Origin of the sequence: Bacteroides xylanisolvens, from assembly GCF_018289135.1 — a bacterium.
GTDB lineage: Bacteria > Bacteroidota > Bacteroidia > Bacteroidales > Bacteroidaceae > Bacteroides > Bacteroides xylanisolvens.
The window spans coordinates 718009-738889 of record NZ_CP072216.1 but is presented as its reverse complement, the minus strand read 5'-3'; the positions used below and the strand labels follow the sequence as shown (position 1 = coordinate 738889).

General features: G+C 40.8%; 15 protein-coding genes. 2 read left to right on the top strand and 13 right to left on the bottom strand.

Features of this window, described 5'->3' with window-relative positions:
• Positions 1-57: 57 nt before the first annotated feature.
• The 13 genes from INE92_RS03230 to INE92_RS03170 all read right to left on the bottom strand — a co-directional run bounded on the left by INE92_RS03230 (position 58) and on the right by INE92_RS03170 (position 18656).
• Positions 58-1962 (bottom strand): fimbrillin family protein, encoded by a 1905-nt coding sequence (locus INE92_RS03230; RefSeq protein WP_212701951.1) that lies wholly within the window; start codon positions 1960-1962, stop codon positions 58-60.
• A 325-nt stretch (positions 1963-2287) separates the two neighbouring features.
• Complete coding sequence (locus INE92_RS03225) at positions 2288-2941, bottom strand: DUF2490 domain-containing protein (RefSeq protein ID WP_192919012.1); 654 nt, start codon at positions 2939-2941, stop codon at positions 2288-2290.
• Positions 2942-3146: 205 nt separating this feature from the next.
• Positions 3147-4493, bottom strand: a complete 1347-nt coding sequence (locus INE92_RS03220) for an MFS transporter (RefSeq protein WP_015532808.1) — start codon at positions 4491-4493, stop codon at positions 3147-3149.
• 12 nt (positions 4494-4505) lie between these two features.
• Positions 4506-5405 carry a glycerophosphodiester phosphodiesterase family protein gene (locus INE92_RS03215; protein ID WP_032811830.1) on the bottom strand — a complete coding sequence of 300 codons (900 nt, stop codon included), beginning with the start codon at positions 5403-5405 and terminating at the stop codon, positions 4506-4508.
• A gap of 20 nt (positions 5406-5425) precedes the next feature.
• Entirely contained in the window at positions 5426-6484 is a 1059-nt protein-coding gene (locus INE92_RS03210) for an MBL fold metallo-hydrolase (protein ID WP_015532807.1), read from the bottom strand.
• Position 6485: 1 nt separating this feature from the next.
• Positions 6486-7367, bottom strand: a complete 882-nt coding sequence (locus INE92_RS03205) for a sugar phosphate isomerase/epimerase family protein (RefSeq protein WP_008021743.1) — start codon at positions 7365-7367, stop codon at positions 6486-6488.
• A gap of 6 nt (positions 7368-7373) precedes the next feature.
• Entirely contained in the window at positions 7374-9338 is a 1965-nt protein-coding gene (locus INE92_RS03200) for an outer membrane protein assembly factor BamB family protein (protein WP_009040895.1), read from the bottom strand.
• 27 nt (positions 9339-9365) lie between these two features.
• Positions 9366-10757, bottom strand: a complete 1392-nt coding sequence (locus tag INE92_RS03195; RefSeq protein ID WP_015532806.1) for a RagB/SusD family nutrient uptake outer membrane protein — start codon at positions 10755-10757, stop codon at positions 9366-9368.
• Between the two features lie 23 nt (positions 10758-10780).
• A complete protein-coding gene (locus INE92_RS03190; protein ID WP_015532805.1) occupies positions 10781-14224 on the bottom strand; it encodes a TonB-dependent receptor in 3444 nt (1147 codons plus the stop codon).
• Positions 14225-14432: 208 nt separating this feature from the next.
• Positions 14433-15422 (bottom strand): FecR family protein, encoded by a 990-nt coding sequence (locus tag INE92_RS03185; RefSeq protein WP_015532804.1) that lies wholly within the window; start codon positions 15420-15422, stop codon positions 14433-14435.
• Positions 15423-15508: 86 nt separating this feature from the next.
• A complete protein-coding gene (locus tag INE92_RS03180; RefSeq protein WP_009040891.1) occupies positions 15509-16111 on the bottom strand; it encodes an RNA polymerase sigma-70 factor in 603 nt (200 codons plus the stop codon).
• 149 nt (positions 16112-16260) lie between these two features.
• Positions 16261-18342 (bottom strand): protein-disulfide reductase DsbD family protein, encoded by a 2082-nt coding sequence (locus INE92_RS03175; RefSeq protein ID WP_015532803.1) that lies wholly within the window; start codon positions 18340-18342, stop codon positions 16261-16263.
• Between the two features lie 14 nt (positions 18343-18356).
• Positions 18357-18656 carry a Dabb family protein gene (locus INE92_RS03170; RefSeq protein ID WP_015532802.1) on the bottom strand — a complete coding sequence of 100 codons (300 nt, stop codon included), beginning with the start codon at positions 18654-18656 and terminating at the stop codon, positions 18357-18359.
• Between the two features lie 66 nt (positions 18657-18722).
• Here INE92_RS03170 and udk point away from each other — a divergent pair, with 66 nt between their 5' ends.
• Both udk and INE92_RS03160 read left to right on the top strand, forming a co-directional pair.
• Positions 18723-19376 (top strand): uridine kinase, encoded by a 654-nt coding sequence (udk, locus tag INE92_RS03165; protein ID WP_182429350.1) that lies wholly within the window; start codon positions 18723-18725, stop codon positions 19374-19376.
• A 44-nt stretch (positions 19377-19420) separates the two neighbouring features.
• Positions 19421-20812: an MltF family protein gene (locus INE92_RS03160; protein WP_032811731.1), complete on the top strand. Its 1392-nt coding sequence runs from the start codon at positions 19421-19423 to the stop codon at positions 20810-20812.
• Positions 20813-20881: the final 69 nt, after the last annotated feature.

Below are 20881 nucleotides of genomic sequence, written 5' to 3'. Positions count from 1 at the left end.
TAGTTTTACTTCCCAAATATAAGCAATTCATGAAAAGGAGATGCAATTTTCACTGATTTACTTTCTAATACAACGAATAGCGAAAGCTTTCGTATCAATACCCGCATTAGATTCTTCTATGATATTCGTATCACTTTTCATGTAGAAAACCTTAGTATCGATGGTGGCATTTGTATTGTCCAATGTCCAATATGCCAAATGTTTGTTCTCATAATCTGCTTGAAAAGCCCCTACATACATTCCTACAGGAATACCATTAAAACCGGATAAATTAGTTGCAGGTTGCACTTGTCCTTCCGTCTTCAGGGGCAACCAGGTCCCTGACTTCAACAAAGAAGCTTCCCCCTTCAAGTAGTCTTTTAAAATATTCCAGTCTTCCCAATTCGGTATACTCCAGTGAGTTGGCAAGATCCTACCGGAAAGCGCAACATTAGCGGTATAAAAATAATGCTCTGTAGTAGATTGCAAATATCCGGCTATATTTGCTGTTACCTGATTCAATTTAGGGAGCGCATCACCGTTTACATATAAAGATGTCTCCAAATTACTCCTCATCCAGTATTGAGTTCCGATCTTCACTAGCGGATAATTATGGATGACTCCTCCACGAACATCACGAACAATATCTTCCTGTGCCAAAACAGGTAACACATCATCTGCCAGTGTTACTGATAAGGAGATTGTTCCGTCTGCCAGCACATAAACATTATGACGAGCCAATAAGGTGCCATCCACATAGGTTAATGAATGATCTTCCATATTCCATGATACACTTCCACCATTTACTTTTCCTGATTTTCCTAATAACTGTGCTACAATCCCTTGAGATAAATTAACGCTACCGTCTTCTTTCATCGGATAGGCAACAATCGCTTGAGAAGAAAAATCCGGAGTAACAAGATACTCTTTACATATTTCGGCTACTTGTTTTCCCGAATGTATCACTTTGTACACATTCGATTTTTCAAAAGTCAGCTTCGATACATCTATGTATTTATGCAAAATACCCGATTCGGTATGATCCACTTCTGTTCCATCCCAATCCCCGATTTCTCCGTTCACTTTACTCATTAATATATCTTCGGCCGATACAAACGTTATTTCCAACTCTCTCTGTTTTCCACTTTCCAATTGTAAAGTGGATGGTAATAAACTGGTATATAGTTTGCCGGCAGCTTCCAATGTTATGTATTGATACCCAACAGTCGCCTCTTGGGGAATCAAAATAAGCTCTTTTCCTACTAGTCGACCGTCTTTTATTTCCCATTCTCCTGCAGGAGTAATATCTTTCTCTTCAGAATAGGCAGAGAATGTTTTCTTCTGAAAATCATAAATGGTCTTAGTATAAAAGCCACTCACCGAAAGTGTAGGTTTCACAGATAGTATTTCTTCTATATTCTCTTCCTCTCCGGGGACAAGGACTATTTTCATGCGAAAGAACTGGTGGTTGTAAGTCAAAGCAACTGCATCTTTACTAGCTAATACTTCCTTTTTGGAAGCAACTAGAAAATCAGAATGAGAATAATCATCCAGTTTATCTTGAGTTGTTGCAACGGTCACTTGCATGGAACTTTCACCCATTGCTACCCCGCCCTTCTGATATGGATAATAACTGATTAAATTCAATGTTACTCCATCATCCGGATAGTAAACCGACTCATCAGATACAAACTCACCAGTAGATGAACGCACAAAATGAAGATTATCTGCATAACGTTCTTCTTGCATTGTAGTAGTTCCTGCAAGTGCAAATAATCCCACTTCATCTTTTTCTCCAAAACTATTGTTTACTACACGAGTATTCATAATCTCATGAATATCAGCTACAAACTTCAACGGAATATCTCCATTATTAATGATTTCCCCTTCTTCCTCCGAAATATGGTTTACACAAGCAGTAAACATAGTACAACAAAGGATAAAAAAACCTACTCCCACAAATAGGTTATGGCATGTTTTCATTTTGTTTTTCTATTAGTTCAAAAAAAGAAATTCTTGATTAAGCAGAAAGAATGCCATAAGAGGAAGTATTCACTTTCGGTTATGAAAAACCATACAACACGTCTGTTGCAACTGTAAAATCTTAAATTTCCACATTACAGTTTGAAATGTGGAAGCGAAAGTACACATTATAATTAAGAAAAGAAATATTTTCCTTTGAAAAGATTAGTATTATACATAAACAGCATATAATCAAACATTTACACAGCACATACAAATACAAGACATTCTGAAGCCCACCTTATTATATTAGCTATCAGTTATCATTTACTATTCGTCTTTTATTTCAAAAAGAATATCCCACTTCTATTCCGACAATGTGTCTACCTTGCGAAGAAGCATATTGATAACAATAAAATGCATCTAATGACCAACGTTTGGCTAAAGCAATCTCTACTCCAGGACGATAACGCATACGGTCTGCTCTCCAAAAAGAGGTGTCATCCAAACTTTGATAAATTTCAACAGAGAAATAAGGTGAAACGATTCCTTTTGTAGGAGCATAGGATAACTTCAAACGAGAACGTAGACGAGTTTCAGAATCACCACGGTCATAAGTCTGCTGAAACCTCTCCCGCAAAGACACTTTTAACCATTGATAACGAAAGGTGGCAGTGGCAGATATATGATAGCGATGTCTAAATTTCCATTCTGAATCACCCAAGTTCCGAAGGTGGGTTTCATATCCCACCCCCAGATTCAAAAAAGAACAAGGGCGATAACTTCCACCAACTGTCAGTCCCCAACGATCTAACCGGCTTACATCATCTTTCATACGCAATTCTAAATCGCCTGAAACAGAGAACCGAGAATCTATCTTATGGTTCACTTTAAACTTGGTCCATGTAGTGAAATCATCACTTTGTGCCCATGCGGGAAACGACATTCCAAACAACAACACAAACAGCCAAATCTTAGTATTTAATATTATTCTACTCATTGATTATCGGGTTAAAGTTACAAAGATAATAAATTATCTCCGGCAAAGGAAAAGCATGATACTGAAATAATACTGAAAAGACTGCTAATGTTGCATTAAAAGGAACACTTTGTTTCTCGGTGAGAAACGGGTCGTTCCTTTAAAAGAAACGCCCCGTTGGTTTAAAAGGAAAAAAGTATCTAAGTAAAACACTAATATTCAACTATTATTTTGGCTTCGCATTCCAAACTAACAATGCACAAAAAACTGACAATAAAGCCGCCCCTATCCAAAACCAATTGATATAGGTGAAGTCATAAACATCAACTCCGTTCTGAACCGTTTTTTGCCCTTCTATCAGTATACCACTCATCACATCCTGCAATCCGGCACCAATATAACTGGCAATGCCAACAACTCCCAATGCAGCTCCCGATGCATTGCGAGGAGCAATATCGACAGCCATCAAACCACCCAAAAAGCAAATTAGTACTCCAATTCCTAAACCAAAAAGAATCATAGCCAATACATCTATCCAAAAATGTACGCCCGGAACCAACAGGAAAAGGCAAAGTGCAAATACATTCATCAATCCGAAGATTAAGGCAGGAACATTGCGACGACCACCAAACAATTTATCCGAAATCACTCCGGAAAACATCGTACCAATGATACCACAAACCGGACAGATAGAAATGATAAAACTGGCATCCAGGGTAGAATACCCTTTTTGAGCTTCCAAGTAAAAGACGCCCCAGCTGTTTATCGCATAACGACTGATATACATAAAAGCACTCGAAAGGGCAAGAATCCAAATGGCAGGCATCATCAACACCTGGCGCTGTGCTTTATTGAAATCCGCCGTTTCTGTTGCACTCATCTCTTTTTTCTGTTTGGGAACATTCACCGGAGGGAAACCCTTACTCTCGGGAGTGTCATGAAAGAACTTCCACACGATTAAAGCTCCAAGCAAACCGACAATACCGGCTCCGAAGAAGCCGTATCGCCAACCCAAGACACTGACAATAGACGCAATAATCAAAAAGGTTAACGCCTCACCGATGTTATGGCTGGCAGACCAAAATCCGTAATAGGAACCGCGTTCTTTGTCCGTGAACCAACGGGAAAGACCAACCACACAGGAGGCGGCCCCCATAGACTGAAACCAGCCGCTAATCCCCCAAAGGACAGCAAACAGAATAAAAGAATTGGTAAAGCCGAGACATAAGTTCACTAATGCCGTAACCAATAAACCGGTAGTCATGAAGCGATTGATATTGCTACGGTCGGCAAGGAAACCATTCGTGAACTTTCCGAGGGCGTAAGTGAAGAATAATACGGAACCGATTATTCCCAGTTCCGTTTCAGAGAAGATTCCTTCCTCTACGATGGGCTTCTTTACGACGTTCAGGCTAAGGCGGCAAACGTAATACATACCGTAGCCAAAAGTTGCCGAAAGGAAGGTAGACCATTTCAGATACTTCAGACGACGTTCATCGGAAGAGGACAAAGCCTCCCCGTTACAAGGTCCCGGTGAAGAGACCTTGTAAAAGTTTATAAGCTGTTTTAACATGAAGAAATACGGTTAGTCGTGAAGTTTCTTTTTGCGCAGATACTCCAATAACAGAGCAGGACGATCGGTTTGAATTAATTTCGCTCCCTGATTAATGATCCATCCCCAGCTTTCTTCCGGTTGATGGAGTTCCACCGCACGGTCATCATCATGACCGCCACATAGTTCGGGCCAAAGAGAATTGATAAACAAGTTAGAACCTGTATCACGCACTTTCTTTATCAGGTTAAGAACCTCCGGGCTATCATTGTCGAATACTAATTCATAAGCAGCAGGCTTCATGTGTGTCTGGTAACTATCAATAATAGCTTCGGCTCCTTCTTTGTGCAACTGTACAATAGGCATAAAAATTACTTTATCCAACACAGCACCGTTTTCAGTTTTCACTTGTTCATAAGGAAGCCCGGCTTTGATAACACACTGGTCGACTGTTCCTGTCTTCTTAAGTACGGCATAAGCCTCCTGAAAATAATCATAGCCCTTATCAATATTTACCATTATCTTACCTTTGCAGAGCAACATGACTTCCTCCAATGTAGGAATCTGATGTCTTGTTTTACAAGCGACCCCATTTTTAAGACGCATTGCTTTCAATTCCGCTAATGTATAATCTTCTACCAGCCCTTTTCCGTTCATGGTGCGATTGATAGTTTTATCATGCATCACTACCAAATGTCCGTCTTTGGTTCTTTTCAAATCGATCTCTACCATATCGACTCCCATATCAATGCAATTCTGTATACCTTGCAATGAGTTTTCCGGAGCATTACGCCAGTCAGCCCGATGTGATACAACCAGTATTTTATCAGGATGATTTCCTAACAGGTTTTCTCTGATTTCAGTTATTCTATTTTGGGCAACAGCCAGTTGTACCAAACATAGAAGAAGTATGAAGTTACATATCCGTTTCATAAATGCAAACATTAAGAATTTTAATTCAGTTTATTGTTTTTCCAGACCATTTTTTCTCCCCACATTGGTACATAGGTCTGTTCACAGTTAATCTTCGAAGCCCGTTCGAGTGCCAGTTCCAATGACCATCTCGATTCGTCAACACCTGCATGAGCAAGTTCCAGAATATGCGATAACAAGACATAATCCGGTTCTACCTGCCCTGCACCTGAACCCAGAATATTATTTTCAGTCAGTGCATTGGGAGCGTAACGTGGTATCAATACATTCACATGAGAAGCCAGATTCGTATATTGTTCCGGTTTATAGTTGGAGTCTCCTACATGCATAAAGACGAAGTTACCGGTATCTTCACCACAATCAATCGAAAATACAGTCACAAAATTAGATAACCCGGAATTGTTGTGATCGGTGATACAGGTTTTAATTTTGAATTTTCCTATTTCATAATCTTTATCTCCTTTTGCGGTATAAGGATATGTCGTATCCTTCAAGTAGTTAGACAATACCGGTTTGCCTAAATCAAACATAGCCTGAATAAGATCATTGTTATAATGATCGGAATGCTTATGAGTGACGCAGAGAAAATCAATATAAGGTGCCAGTTCTTTTGCCCAACGATGAGATATGTCAATAGCAAAACACCCTGACGGAGTCTTAACCACATACCCCATATTATAGAGTGCCCAAATCTCTGCCGTACCATTTTCCACTTTTGAGTTTTTAATTCCATCCATCACGCGGTCAAATGCACTCCGATAAAAATAGATAATAGGATCGCACTTTTCCATACTTGTACTTGCTTGGTCGAAGCCATTCAGATAGCTGACAAAATAATCATTTTTACATTTATCCGCATACCCCTGAATTTTGGTCAAAGTAGCAGTACGTCCGGCATTGACAATCAAAGGAGAAGAACTCCACAACTGTTGTGCTGTGGCATCCACTTCCTCTGCCAATTGAGCAAGGATTCCTTCATAACCTGTTTCGGTACTGTTGTTGTCATCATCATCGCAAGCAACAAAACCTATTGCCAAAAGGCAAAACAGTAAATATTGAATTTTTCTTATTATATCCATCTTATTTCAGTGTTTTATAATCATTTATTATTTTATTGAAAGTTTCAACGACCCGTTCCGGTGTTGGACGTGTATCATGGCTTTCATGATCTTTAGTCGCTTCATACATGAAAACTCCTTCATAACCGACTCCTTCGAGTGCGTGCATTAACTTTCCCCACTTAATATCGCCTTGCGTAGGAAGCCAGTGGCACTCGTTGACAAAATCAAAATCCGAAGCATGTATGGTGCCAATACGTTCACCAATGGTTTCTACAAAATGTTCCGTCGTTCCTTTTGTATAATGATTGGTATCAAAACAAACCTTCACACCGGGAATGTCTTTGATAATCTCCCAAAGTTCTTCAGGAGTATTTCCCAGACAAGTCCGCGGCAGATTCTCTATACATAACTGTGCTCCTATCTGATCCGCATACTTCTTCAGATAAGCGATAGACCTGGAAGCATTGGCTATTCTTTGTGCCCGAATACTGTCGTCAATCGGTTCGGAACTTGGATGCAGAACTAAACATTTCGGTTGAAATTGAGCACACTGTTCAATCATCTCCGCCATAAAATCTACATTTTCTTTCCTTTTCTTTTCATCGAGAACCGATATATCCAGCGTGCGGGAAAAAGGAAGATGTATAGACCAGACTTTGATACCGGCACTATCAATTTTTGCTTTCATATCCCGAACACGAGGAATGACCTCATTTGCCGGAACGCCTCTATAACACTGGTTAAATGCAACTTCCACATACTCTAGCCCCACAGACCGAGCTTGAGAAAAATCTGTGGAAGCAGGTACTTTCCACAAAGCTGTAGTAGTACCTACTTTATATTTCTGTGCATATACTCCCATTGTCATCGTCATAAATACAATAAAAACCGAGATTCTCATTATCACTTACTTTTGACGGTTTGTACCTTGAATATCACCACCACGAATACTCCAGGAGTCTGTCTCCAAAGTCTTATTGATATCAAATGCTTTGACAGCACCTATATTACCAGATCCGATCGTTCCGCAATAAAGCCGTTTGTCCGGACCAATAGTAACAGCTGCCATGACTTGTTGTCCTACAGTTTCTTCAAAAACAATGTTTCCATTAGTAATATCAAGTCCCAATACTTTGTTTCCTGATTGAGTACCTATATAAAGAATACCATCCGTGCTCAAGGCACCTCCACTGTAATTCAAATTGTTGCCTACTTTTTTCTCCCAGATTTTAGCCCCGTTGGCATTTACTGCATGAACTGTCTGCGATCCTTTCTCCGTAAAGTAGATATTACCATTTTTATCTACAATCGGGAAATAGGCATCTCCTTTCGTAGTCGGATACGTCCATTTCTTTGTCCCGTTTGTCATATCGACAGCAACAAGTCCGCCTCCTTTCAACGTCGCATAAAGCATCTGATCTTTCAAAGCAAACGTAGCCTGTTCTGTCACATTTACTTCTTCCAATTTCCATATCTGATCCTTATTCGGTTTAAAAGCATAAATAGCAGCACTTGTACCCGCATAAACATTTCCGGCTTTATCAATAGCTACCGCACTACCTGTTGCTCCGTCAAGGGATTGTTGCCATTTTATAACGCCACTGGATGCATCGAGGGCATACAACGTACTCTTATTAGTAAGACAGTAAAGAACACCATCGACAGACAATGCAGGAAAAGCACCTACCGCAGCATCCAATTTAACCGCCCACTTTTGGGTTCCATTTGGATTTATAGCATATACATTATTAATAGTAGCATTTCTTACACACTGATATATGGTACCATCAGAAGCCACTAACGCACCTCCACCATACGTTATCTGACTGATAGCAAACACCCATTTGAATTCACCGCTCACTACATCAATAGCAAATAAATGCCCTGCAGGAGTAGATGTTGGGATGTACATTGTTTTTCCATCCGGAGAGAACACCGGATTGGAAGTCTTTACATATCCGGTAAGTCCGCCAAAGTTCAAATCGACAGAATTCCATTTATAATTGCCGACTGTAACAGCCAGACTACCCGACTCGGTTGTGTTATTTACATAAGTCACCGTGACAGCTACTGTATAAGTTCCGGTAGTAGCAAATGCATGTACAGGATTGTTTTCTCCTGATGTCGTACCATCACCAAAATCCCAGCTTACCGATTTCACTTCACCTGCCATAAAATACATATCGTTATAAGCAAAGGCGCAAGGTTCCCACACGACCAGTTCCGTATTGGCAAGAATAGGATAGATCAATCCCGGAGTAGCTGAAGTCTCCACTGGAATAGAATTGCCCGTAGGATAAACACAAACTACGTTGAACGTATATTCCTGATCGTTAGTCAACCCGTCAACAATGTATTCTTCCAATGAAGTATCATCCAGATTGATAATCTGATTGCCCGGATTAACAGTAACCTGATAACGGGTAAAACGTTCACTGGCAGGTTTTGTCCATCTTAAACGCACTCTTTCATTGCCGGCTGCTGCCGTCAGATCAGAAATCGGGTATCTCGCATTCTTCGGCGTACAGGCAGCGGTAGTTTTACTAGCCAATCCTCCTGTATAACGAGGCTGTACAGAAAAAGTGTAAGCAACGTCATTCACCAGATTATTGATTGTGGCAGTCATTGTTTTTGCATCCACAGTCATCTCACCTCCTTCCGCGTCTGACGATCCGGAAGTCCAAAGAATCAAATATTCATTAGGCCGGGCATTTTCGTATGCCTCCCAAGCAAGAGTCACATTCATATCTCCGGCTGTTGCCGTAAGTGACTTCAGTTCATATAAATCGAAATTCGCTTTTGGCAGCTCTTCTTCACAAGCAGTAAAAACTACTGTGAGAATAAACAACAAGCTATATATTATTTTTTTCATTGTCTGAATTCTTTTAGTTTAACCCTATTAATATCCCGTATTCTGCCACAACAATTCTGTGTTGTTTATTCTTTCCAATTCCGTTTTGGGAATAGGATACAGGAATTGGTAATCCTGAATAATATGTCCTTCCGCTTTCATGGCTTCCTTAGCACCTCCCATACGTACCAAATCGAACCAACGCTGTCCCTCATAAGGAAATTCCTGTTGACGTTCCAGCATAATCGCATTACGGAAACTATCCTGGTCGGGTAACTCTGTAATCAAAATCGGAGACAATCCGGCACGGGTATGTACGGCATTCAAAGCAACCAAGGCTTCTGAATTCTGCAAATTACTATAGCTTATTTCATTCAAAGCTTCTGCGTACATCAACAATACATCGGCATAACGGAGAATAATCTGGTCATTACCAACAGTGTTATAAGTCGCACTCTTGATATCTTTAAATTTATTCATGACACAGACCTTATCTTCCACCTTTACATAAGTAATCAAATCTTTCCGCTTATCCCCGTCTTTATAACATTCTTTCAGCGCTTTTGTCTGATTGGTATCGTCGGTCAGGTTAATAATAGAGAACCAGTATCCATGCCCTTCTCCTTCCACATCCTTATTAAAGCGAACAGCAAAAATGATCTCATCATTCATTTTATTATTTACATCAAAAACCCGGTCCGGAGTAGTCATCAGAGAATACTTACCTATCAATTGAGATAACACATTTCGAGCTTCCGTCCATTTATGGAAAGTGAGGTAAATCTTGCCGAGCAGTGCCATTGCAGCACCGGAAGTCACTCGTCCCATATCGGCACTTGCATAAGAAGACGGCAACATACTTTCATTAATAACCTGATTCAAATCACCGACAAGGAAATCATAAACCTGCTGGTCTGAACTACGTCCGATTTTCAGAGCTTCGGCCACTGTTACCACCTTATTAGTCATCGGTATTCCTCCCCACAGACGGTACATATTAAAATAAGTAAGTGCACGAATGAAAAGGGCTTCTCCTTTATATTGTTTTTTCAGAGTAGCGTCAAAGTTGGCTTCATCAATCCTATCTAATATAAGATTACAACGATACACTCCATTATTAAAATTCGCCCAAGCATTTTCCAGGATTCCATTAGAAGCTTTATCTGCAAACTGATCGATATCATAACGGTCCTGCGTTCCGGCAGTAGGTGCGCTCAATGTCAAATTATCACTCCGATATTCGCAACACTCCGTAAAATAGGAAACCTGTGTCTGCAATTTAGAGTAACATCCCATCACAGCTACATTAAAATCGTCTGCTGTCTTATATACCTTATCGGTAGGCACACTGCTACTTGGTTCCAAATCGAAGAAACTATCTGTACAGGCAACTGATAGAAAAGCAGTTGACAAGAATAGTATTAGTTTATATTTTTTCATACAACGTGTATTTTAAAGGATGATTAAAGAGTTATATTCAATCCGAATAAGAATGTTTTAGCCAATGGATAAGTACCATAGTCCTCACCCGGTGAAAGAGAATTAGACGGCCGGGCATTCACTTCCGGATTGTATCCGCTATAATTAGTTGAAGTCCAGAGATTTTGTCCGGAAACGTATACTCTCAACTTTTCTACAAAAAAGCGCTGGGTCAGATTCTTCGGCAGAGTATATCCCAGTGTCACATTCTGCAACCGCAGATAAGAGCCATCTTCCAAATGCCAGGTTGACGTACGTCCATTATAACCTTTTGATTTACGATTGGCACGATTCACCTGACCGTTTCCCGGATCTTCCGGACTCTTCCAACGATTCAAGGCGATGGTAGTGCCATTGGTATTGCCTTCCAGATTATCAATGTAACGGCGATTCAAGTTCAGAATCTCATTACCATACACTCCCTGGAAATTGAAATCTAGATCAAATCCCTTAAACCACACTTTTCCCCCGAATCCATAGGTAAAATCAGGCATATAGTTACCTACTATCGTACGGTCTTTATCCAAGTCCATCACACCGTCTCCATCTACATCCACAAACCGGAAATCTCCGGGCTTGGTATTGCTGAAATGAGGATATTTCTTTAATTCTTCTTCATTGGAGAAAATACCATCCTGCACCAACAGATAATAACAGCCGATAGGTTCACCAACTTTCGTTATGTAATACGCATGATCTACGCTACCGGTAGATATGATAGGAGCATTACCCGGACCGAGTGCCTTTACTTCGTTTGTATTCGTAGCATAATTGGCATTGAATGAATAACCGAAATCTTTCGTTATATTCTTCTGCGAGGTCAATGCTATTTCCCATCCCCTGTTGTTTACTTTACCGATATTCATCAATGCAGTGCTATATCCGGTCAGATGAGGAACAGGTACGTTCAACAACATATTAGAAGTGTTGGTATTATAATAATCCACAGTCAGTCCCAGCAATCCTTTGAACATTTGTAAATCAAGACCCACATTCACCATCGCATTCTTTTCCCAACTCAAATCCTCATTCTTTATGGTACTAGGTTTATATCCATTCACCAACTGCCCATTGCCTGTACCGAGTATATAATTATCGGAAGCCATCAGAGACAGGTGGTCATAATTACCAATCTGGAAATTACCGGTAACCCCATAACTGGCTCTAAGTTTCAAGTCATCAACAAATGACAGGAATTTTGCTTTCGTGAAAAAGTCTTCTCCACTTATTCTCCATGCAAAAGAAGCAGAAGGAAAATATCCCCAACGGTTGTTTTTTCCAAAACGGGAAGAACCGTCTGCACGAATGGCTGCTGAAGCCATATACTTACCTTTATAGCTATACTGTACACGTGCCAGATAAGAAGCAATTGTCCACTGTGTTTTATCAGATGCACCTTTCGTCACCGTACCTCCGGAAATCGTTTGTATGTAGTCATTCGGGAAATCGGTAGCCGTCACATTATCACCTTTATATGTTTCTTTTTGAGCCGATTGCACTAAAACGACATTGATAGAATGAACATCCTTGATGGTCGTATTATAATTGATTTTATTCTCAACCAACCAGTTGAAATAAAAACCGGATGAACTGTATGCAGTAGGATTCGACTTCACATCATAATATTTCTGTCCTAATAACGGAAGCTCCGATGAACGGTATTGATCGTTATGTGAACCGTAATAATCACCACCAAAAGAAATGTTATAGGTAAGCCCTTTATATAACTCCAATTCCGCAAAGACTTTTCCCACAATAGCCATACGATCTACAACATCCGATTGGAGGTTTGCCATGGCTACCGGGTTTAATACGGCATTGTGCTGATAGTCATTTCCAATTCTCCAATATCCGTTTCCCTGATAGTTATAGCTTCCATCCGCATTATACACCGGCCATACCGGAGGCATCATCAAGGCTGATTGCACAATACCGTTAGACCCGGAAGCATCTACCCGGTTGGAAGTAGAATAAGAAGGAGAAAAATTCAGACCGAATTTCAGCCTTTTATATTTCCCGTCCAAATTCATACGCATACTATATTTCTTAAAATCGGAATTAATGATAATACCTTCTTTATCATAATAGTTGGCTGAAATAAAATAACCGACTGTTTTTCCTCTGCCGGAAATAGATACATTGTGGCTGGTAGTAGCAGCAGTACGGAATATAGCGTCTTGCCAGTCCGTATCGGTCAGTCCTTTGTCACCATTCAGATAAGGAAAGAGTTCAGTGGGGATACGTTCCCATGAGTTGGGACGCATTCCATTCGGATCGTCCGGTGATCCACCGGGATTGGCATCCAGATAGGCGTTGTCATGCCCATCTTTTGCAAATTCGGCAAACTGATATGCATTCATCATTGAAAGTTTCTTCGAAACACTCTGGATACCATAATATCCATCATACTGCACTTTCATTTTCTCCGACTGCCCCTGTTTGGTTGTGATAATAATTACACCATTCGATCCACGACTACCATAAATAGCTGCCGAAGAAGCATCTTTCAAAACTTCTACAGATTCAACATCATTATTATTCAGATTGGCAAATCCACGTTCCACCGGTACACCGTCGATAATATAGAGAGGATCACTACCTGCATTCACTGTGCTGATACCACGAACACGGATACTTACGCTTCCTTCCGGATCACCACTAGGTTGCGTAACCTGTACTCCCGGCATTTTTCCCGCCAACGCCTGACGAAAATCGGAAGCGGAAACTTCTGCTATTTGTTCGGCTTTCACGGAAGAAATAGAAGTAGAAACATCTCTTTTTCTCTGAACACCATAGCCTACCACGACTACTTCATCGATCATCTTACTATCTTCCACCAACGTGATTTTTGCCGTATTCTTATCTTTTGCAGAGATATTCACAGTTTTATAGCCGATATAAGAAATAGTCAGTGTGGCAGATTCCGGTACATTCATGATTGAATAACGTCCGTCGATATCGGTAATGGTACCACTGCCTTCTCCTTTAATCTGAACACTGGCACCAATCACCGGTTCTCCTTTATCATCTGCAACAATTCCCTGGATAGTGCGTGTGCGTTGAGCTGTTTCTTCCTTTTTAAGCGGCTGTTTGCTGACAGCAATTGTATGATCGGTCCTATTGAAATAAAGTTTGGCCTGGGTGGTTATCTCGCCCAGAATCTGTTTTAATGAAGCATTTTTAATGTCGAAAGAAACTCTCGGAGCTTTGTTCACTGTCTCCTGGTCATAGAGAAATTTAAAATTAGTCTGTTTGCTGATTTTATTGAAAACACTTTCTACCGGCTCATTTTGCACGCGAAGCGTTATATCGTGCTCTTTCAGTGTTTGAGCAGCAGCCGGAACAATTAAAATGAAGGTGAATAGTAAAAAAGCTAAAAACGAACAGCTATTTTTACTTATCCCTTTACAAATAAGAAGATTATTCATAAATTTGTGCGTTTTAGTAATTGACTAAAGTTATTAAAAACGAGCAATGCGCGATACGTTATTCATTTGGGTCGAAGCTTATGAATATCCGTCCGGATTGCGGATAGGGGCATTCCTTTGGAGTGCTTCTATCATTTTAGGGAGGTTCATGAAGGGGCTGTTTTCATCTATTATTCTTTTAAAGGTTGAACATTATCTTTTCTTCATCTCATTCTTTATAAAGAAGGACATTAATACCTTCTTTCTTATATTTGATATCACCACTGATAAATTCGATGGATTTAAGTACGGCCTCCAGACTCTTATTATCGTGCTCACCGGTAATCAAGTTGTTGAAATCCTGACCGGGAGCAAAAGTAATCCGGCAATTATATACACGCTCCAGTTCTTTTGCCACATCCCGAATCGGTGTACTGTAGAAACGTAAACCTCCTTTCATCCAGACAGCCACTCCCCTGTCTTCTGTTTTCTTGCTATATTCACCGGAAACCGTATTGATAAGCACTTGCTCTTTGGCAGTCAGCCTCATCATCGCTTCCGGTAAATCAACCTGTACTTTACCACTCTCCACACTCACAGATACAATCTCATCCGTTGAATAGGACTTGACATCAAAACGAGTACCCAATACCCGAACATCCAGCCGCTTCGTCTTTACAATAAATGGCATCTTTTCATTACGGGCAACACGGAAATATCCCTCACCTTCAAGTTCTATTTCACGGCTATCTCCCACAAAACGTTCCGGATAACGCACTTGAGAACAAGAATTCAATACCAAAAGAGTTCCATCCGGCAAAGTCACTTGCCTTTTTTCACCAAAAGAAGTAGTGACTTCGGCAAGCGTGACCTGCTGCTCATTCATATACCGGAAAAAGTTGACACTCCCTATTATAATGGCTATGACAGCCGCCGTACTAACCGCCACCACAGATGCCCGACGGAACCAGGTACGTTTTTTGTGTTCAATACGTTTCAATAACTGACGTGCCTCTCTCTTATATTTTTCCCGTTCCAAATCAGTAGCAGGTTGCAAGTTCCCGGATTCTTCCCAAACCTCTGCTGCCAGTTCATCCAATAAATCTTGGTTTTCTGCCTCTTTTATGCTTTGCAAAAGTTGCGAAGCCTCTTCCCGGGTATAAAGGTCATCCAGGTAACGATGCAATTTATCTTTTTCTGTTTTAGTATCTTTCATCATACATTCAAAATAAGGATATTAATTTCCTTCCCTTTGTATAAGTAATACACAAAAGTAAGAAAGAGCTAGGGTGTGATTAACATTTATTATAAGTTTAAACAAAATAGAATCAAAAGTATATCAGCTGATGTACTTGAATATTTAGTCAGATAAGAACGAATCACTTTCAGAGAAACAGAAATATGTTCCTGCACCGTATGAACAGAGACACCCAACGCTTCGGCTATTTCTTTATGAGACATCTGTAACTCACGGCTCATTTTGAACACTTCCCGTTGGCGGGGTGTCAATTGTTCCAATGCACGGGCAACAATCTCTTTCAAATCATTGAGCAAAATATGGTTATTGGTTTCGTTAGTTGAATCGATCGCTTGAGAAAGAATCTGTTCTTTCAGCTGATCTTCATTAGCCATGTCACGCAACTGATTCAGAATACGATTACGTACGATGGTATAAAGGTAGGAAGAAAAAGAGGCTTCGGGATTGATGAAACGACGAGTTTGCCAGACTACCGTAAATGCATCCTGAAAAATATCTTCAGCAAATTCACGCGACTTGACGAACTTCAGGGCGAAGTAGAGCAAACGATTCTTGTAAGCGGCATAAAGTTCGCAAAAGGCCTCTTCATCTCCGTCTATCAGACGGAGAACCAATTCCCGTTCATTTACAAGAGTGTCTGTTGCGTACATATTTTCTTTATTTTTGGGCACAAAGGTATTGTTATGATGTTACAAACGTATGTATTTTTTCTGAAATAAAAAAATAAAAGCGATCTCACCGAAAAGATGAGACCGCTTTTATTTCATTTATCATTCAAGACAGTGCCTTATCGAAGATTTTAATTTTTCCCTTTCTTATAATTCTCCAATCCGGTCTGCAAGAATTCGATATACTTAGGAATATCTTCGTTATAAGCATACGACTTATTCAACGGTTTGCCCTGATTGTCCAACAATACATAGAAAGGCTGGGCGTTGGCTCCGAATTTCACACGTTGCAGATAACTCCATTTATCGCCGACAGTACGCAAAGTACGTTCTGTACCGTTCTCGATTATCTTTACGGGCTCGGTCAACGGAGTCTTATTATCCACGTAGAGAGTAATCAGTACATAATCGTTATTAATCAAATCACTCACTTTCGGATCAGTCCACACCGCTGCTTCCATCTTACGACAGTTTACGCAACCATATCCGGTAAAGTCGAGCATAACGGGTTTTCCGTTCAGACGGGCATATTCCATGCCTAAATCATAATCATCGAATTTCGCATGTACCTCGTTCTTATACAAATTGAAGTCTTGCGTCTGCATAGGCGGAGCAAATGCAGATACAGCCTTCAATGGTGCTCCCCACAAACCAGGAACCATATATACGGCAAACGCTAAAGAGATTAATGCCATAAAGAAGCGGGTGACTCCCACCTTATTATCATCGTCATCATGCGGAAATTTGATCTTACCCAACAGATAGAATCCAAGCAAAGCAAAGATTACAATCCACAGAGCCAGGAATGTTTCACGGTCAAGCAGTCTCCAACCATAAGCCAAGTCAGCTACCGACAAGAATTTAAGCGCAAACGCCAATTCGAGGAAACCCAGCGTTACTTTGATTACATTCATCCATCCACCGGACTTCGGCATAGATTTCAGCCAAGACGGGAACAGGGCAAAAAGTGTAAACGGCAATGCCAAAGCAATGGCAAATCCCAACATACCGATTGCCGGAGCAACCACACTTCCTGTGGTAGATACCTGTACCAGCAGAAATCCGATAATCGGACCTGTACAAGAGAAAGATACCAATGAAAGCGTAAAAGCCATCAGGAAAATACTTAGTAATCCGGTCGTAGATTCCGCTTTGCTATCTACTGCGTTTCCCCATTTCGAGGGTAGTCTGATTTCAAACGCTCCAAAGAATGAAGCCGCAAAAATCACCAGCATCAGGAAGAAGAGAATATTGAAAATAGCATTGGTAGATAAAGCGTTTAATGCACTGGCACCGAAAATTAACGTAATAGCCAAACCTAATGCCACATAAATCACTACGATAGATGCCCCATACGTCCACGCATCACGAATTCCTTTCTTTTTATCTTTACTACGCTTCAGAAAAAAGCTGACTGTCATCGGAATAATCGGCCATACACAAGGAGTGAACAAGGCCAATAATCCTCCAAGAAAACCTGTAATGAATATATATATCCAAGACATATCCTCCTGACCGTGCTCTTCGCCTAATGCTTGCAGATCACTGATAACGGGTTTCCAAAGTTCACTGGAGGTAACAGCCGGCTGAATATCCGTAATAGCCTCCGTTGTAGTTGCAGGAACCAATTCCATCATAGCAGATGAATCTTTCGAAGCAACAGGAGTTGCCCCTTCTTTCTTATCTGCCTTATCCACTACTTTTTGTTCCGGTTGTTCTGCTTTCGGTTGTTCTGTTTTCGTTGCGGCAGCATTTCCGGCTTTCGCTACTCCCGAAAACTTGAATGGCACTTGAGTAGGGGGCAGGCAGCTCTCGTCATCACAAGCTCCGTATTCCAGATAACCTTCTATCGCGTAAGCTCCACCCGTAAATTTCACTTTCTGTACAAACTTTGCTGTATTCTCGAAATAACGTACCTTCATTTCGAACAATTTATCGAAAGTAGCTACTTCTTTGCCCACAGGCTTCAGTTTACCGACAAGTTCGACACCTGATTTATTATCAACATTAAATGTTGCAGAAATAGGACCGCCATCTCCCAGGTCGGTAGAATAAACATGCCAACCTTTATCAATGGTAGCTGTAAACACCACTTCTGCCTCCGTATCGGAGAGAGTTGTCAGCTCTGTTTTAAACTTTACCGGATCCTTGATCTGCGCTTGCAATGCATATACAACAAAGCTTAAAAGCAGGAAAGAAATTATTTTTCTCATCTTTATTTTTTAATTTATAATTCATAGTCTACGCATGCACGGCTTTCCTTCGTTTCAGCCAGAATCTTGCCGGCAGCTACGTGGTCGGGATGCGTTGCATAGAATTTCACATCTTCTAATGTATCAAACTCACTGTAAAGCGCTATGTTCCATGTTTCACCGGGATTCATATTCAATCCGACTTCCACTTTGCGAATTACAGAGATTTTAGCAGGAAGAGCTTCTATTGCTTCCTTGAATTTAGTCATGACTATCAGTTTCTCTTCAGCAGGAACTTCGTCTTTTAACTTAAATAATACGATGTGTTTTACCATTACGTTGTTATTTTAATGAATTGTTTCTATATTTGTCTTGTTAATGCATACATTGCATTAATAGAAATGCAAAAATACTCTATTTGGTTCAAATATACATTTAAAGAGATGTTAATTATAGGAATAGCAGGCGGAACGGGCTCCGGAAAGACCACCGTCGTACGGAAAATAATAGAAAGCCTCCCCGCAGGAGAAGTAGTACTCTTACCACAGGATTCATACTACAAAGACAGTAGCCATGTCCCGGTTGAAGAACGCCAGAATATCAATTTTGACCATCCCGATGCTTTTGAATGGAGTTTGCTTTCCAAACATATCATGATGCTGAAAGAGGGAAAAAGTATCGAACAGCCAACTTATTCTTATCTCACTTGTACGCGCCAGTCCGAAACAATCCACATTGAACCTCGCGAAGTGGTTATCATTGAGGGAATCCTTGCTTTGTGTGATAAAAAGCTGCGCAATATGATGGATCTTAAAATCTTTGTAGATGCCGATCCCGACGAACGCCTGATACGTGTTATCCAAAGAGATGTTATTGAGCGCGGACGTACTGCCGAAGCTGTAATGGAACGTTATACACGGGTTTTAAAGCCTATGCACCTGCAATTTATCGAACCTTGCAAACGATATGCCGACCTTATTGTACCGGAAGGCGGCAGTAATAAGGTAGCTATTGATATACTGACTATGTACATCAAGAAACACTTGAAGAGTTGAGAGTGGAGAATGGAGAGTTGAGAGTTAAAAGCAAAATGTCAGGTATGAATGTCAAGACACTGATTATCCCTTTATTCCTCGTATTGTTCTGTTGTGTGTTCGGATGCCGGAACAAACAACATAGTACAACGGATGAATCCGCACGTGATCTTCCACAAATAAAAGATAGTGGCGAACTCGTTGTATTGACATTGTATAGCTCTACTTCCTATTTTATTTATCGGGGACAGGAAATGGGATTCCAGTATGAACTTAGCGAGCAGTTTGCCAAAAGTCTGGGACTAAAGCTTAGGATTGAAGTTGCCAAAAGCGTTGACGAGATGATTCAAAAATTGCTGGCAGGCGAAGGAGATATGATTGCCTATAATCTGCCTATCACCAAAGAGTGGAAAGACAGTCTGCTTTATTGTGGTGAAGATGTCATCACCCATCAAGTGATTGTTCAGCAAGGAAGAGGAAAACAGAAGCCATTAAAAGACGTAACCGAACTGGTAGGAAAAGATATATACGTAAAGCCGGGGAAATATTACGACCGCCTCGTCAATCTGAACAGCGAATTAGGAGGCGGCATCCGGATTCATGAAGTTACCAATGACAGTACTACCATCGAGGACTTGATAACGCAAGTGGCGCAAGGAAAAATCCCGTATACAGTAGCCGACAATGACTTGGCAAAATTAAATAAGACCTATTATCCTAATTTAAATATCGATCTATCTATCAGTTTCGATCAACGGTCTTCGTGGGCAGTACGAAAAGACAGCCCCGAACTGGCAGCCGCCGCTACTAAATGGCATCAGGAAAATATGACCTCTCCTGCCTACACAGCCAGTATGAAACGTTATTTTGAGAATAGTAAAATGATGCCCCACTCTCCTATCCTTTCATTGAAAGAGGGGAAAATTTCTCATTATGATGATTTATTCAGAAAGTATTCCAAAGATATCGGATGGGATTGGCGTATGCTGGCGTCACTAGCCTATACAGAATCTAATTTCGATACCACCGCTGTTTCCTGGGCCGGCGCTAAAGGACTGATGCAGTTAATGCCTGCCACCGCCCGGGCAATGGGAGTACCTCCCGGCAAGGAGCAGAACCCGGAGGAAAGTGTGAAAGCGGCTATTAAATATATCGCCGCCACCGACCGCAGTTTCAGTATGATTCCCGACAAACAGGAACGACTTAACTTCATTCTGGCATCTTATAATGCCGGCTTGGGACATATATACGATGCCATGGCGCTAGCCGAAAAATACGGAAAGAACAAACTAGTATGGAAAGACAATGTAGAAAACTTCATCCTGCTCAAAAGCAACGAAGAATACTTTACCGACCCTGTCTGCAAAAACGGGTATTTCCGTGGTATCGAGACTTACAATTTCGTCCGTGATATCATGTCGCGCTACGAATCCTACAAGAAGAAAATAAAAGCATGATTAATATTAAGTATCAAGTATTAAGTATTAACCGTGGCCTTTGAGGTGCTTATCCGCATGGCGTAATAC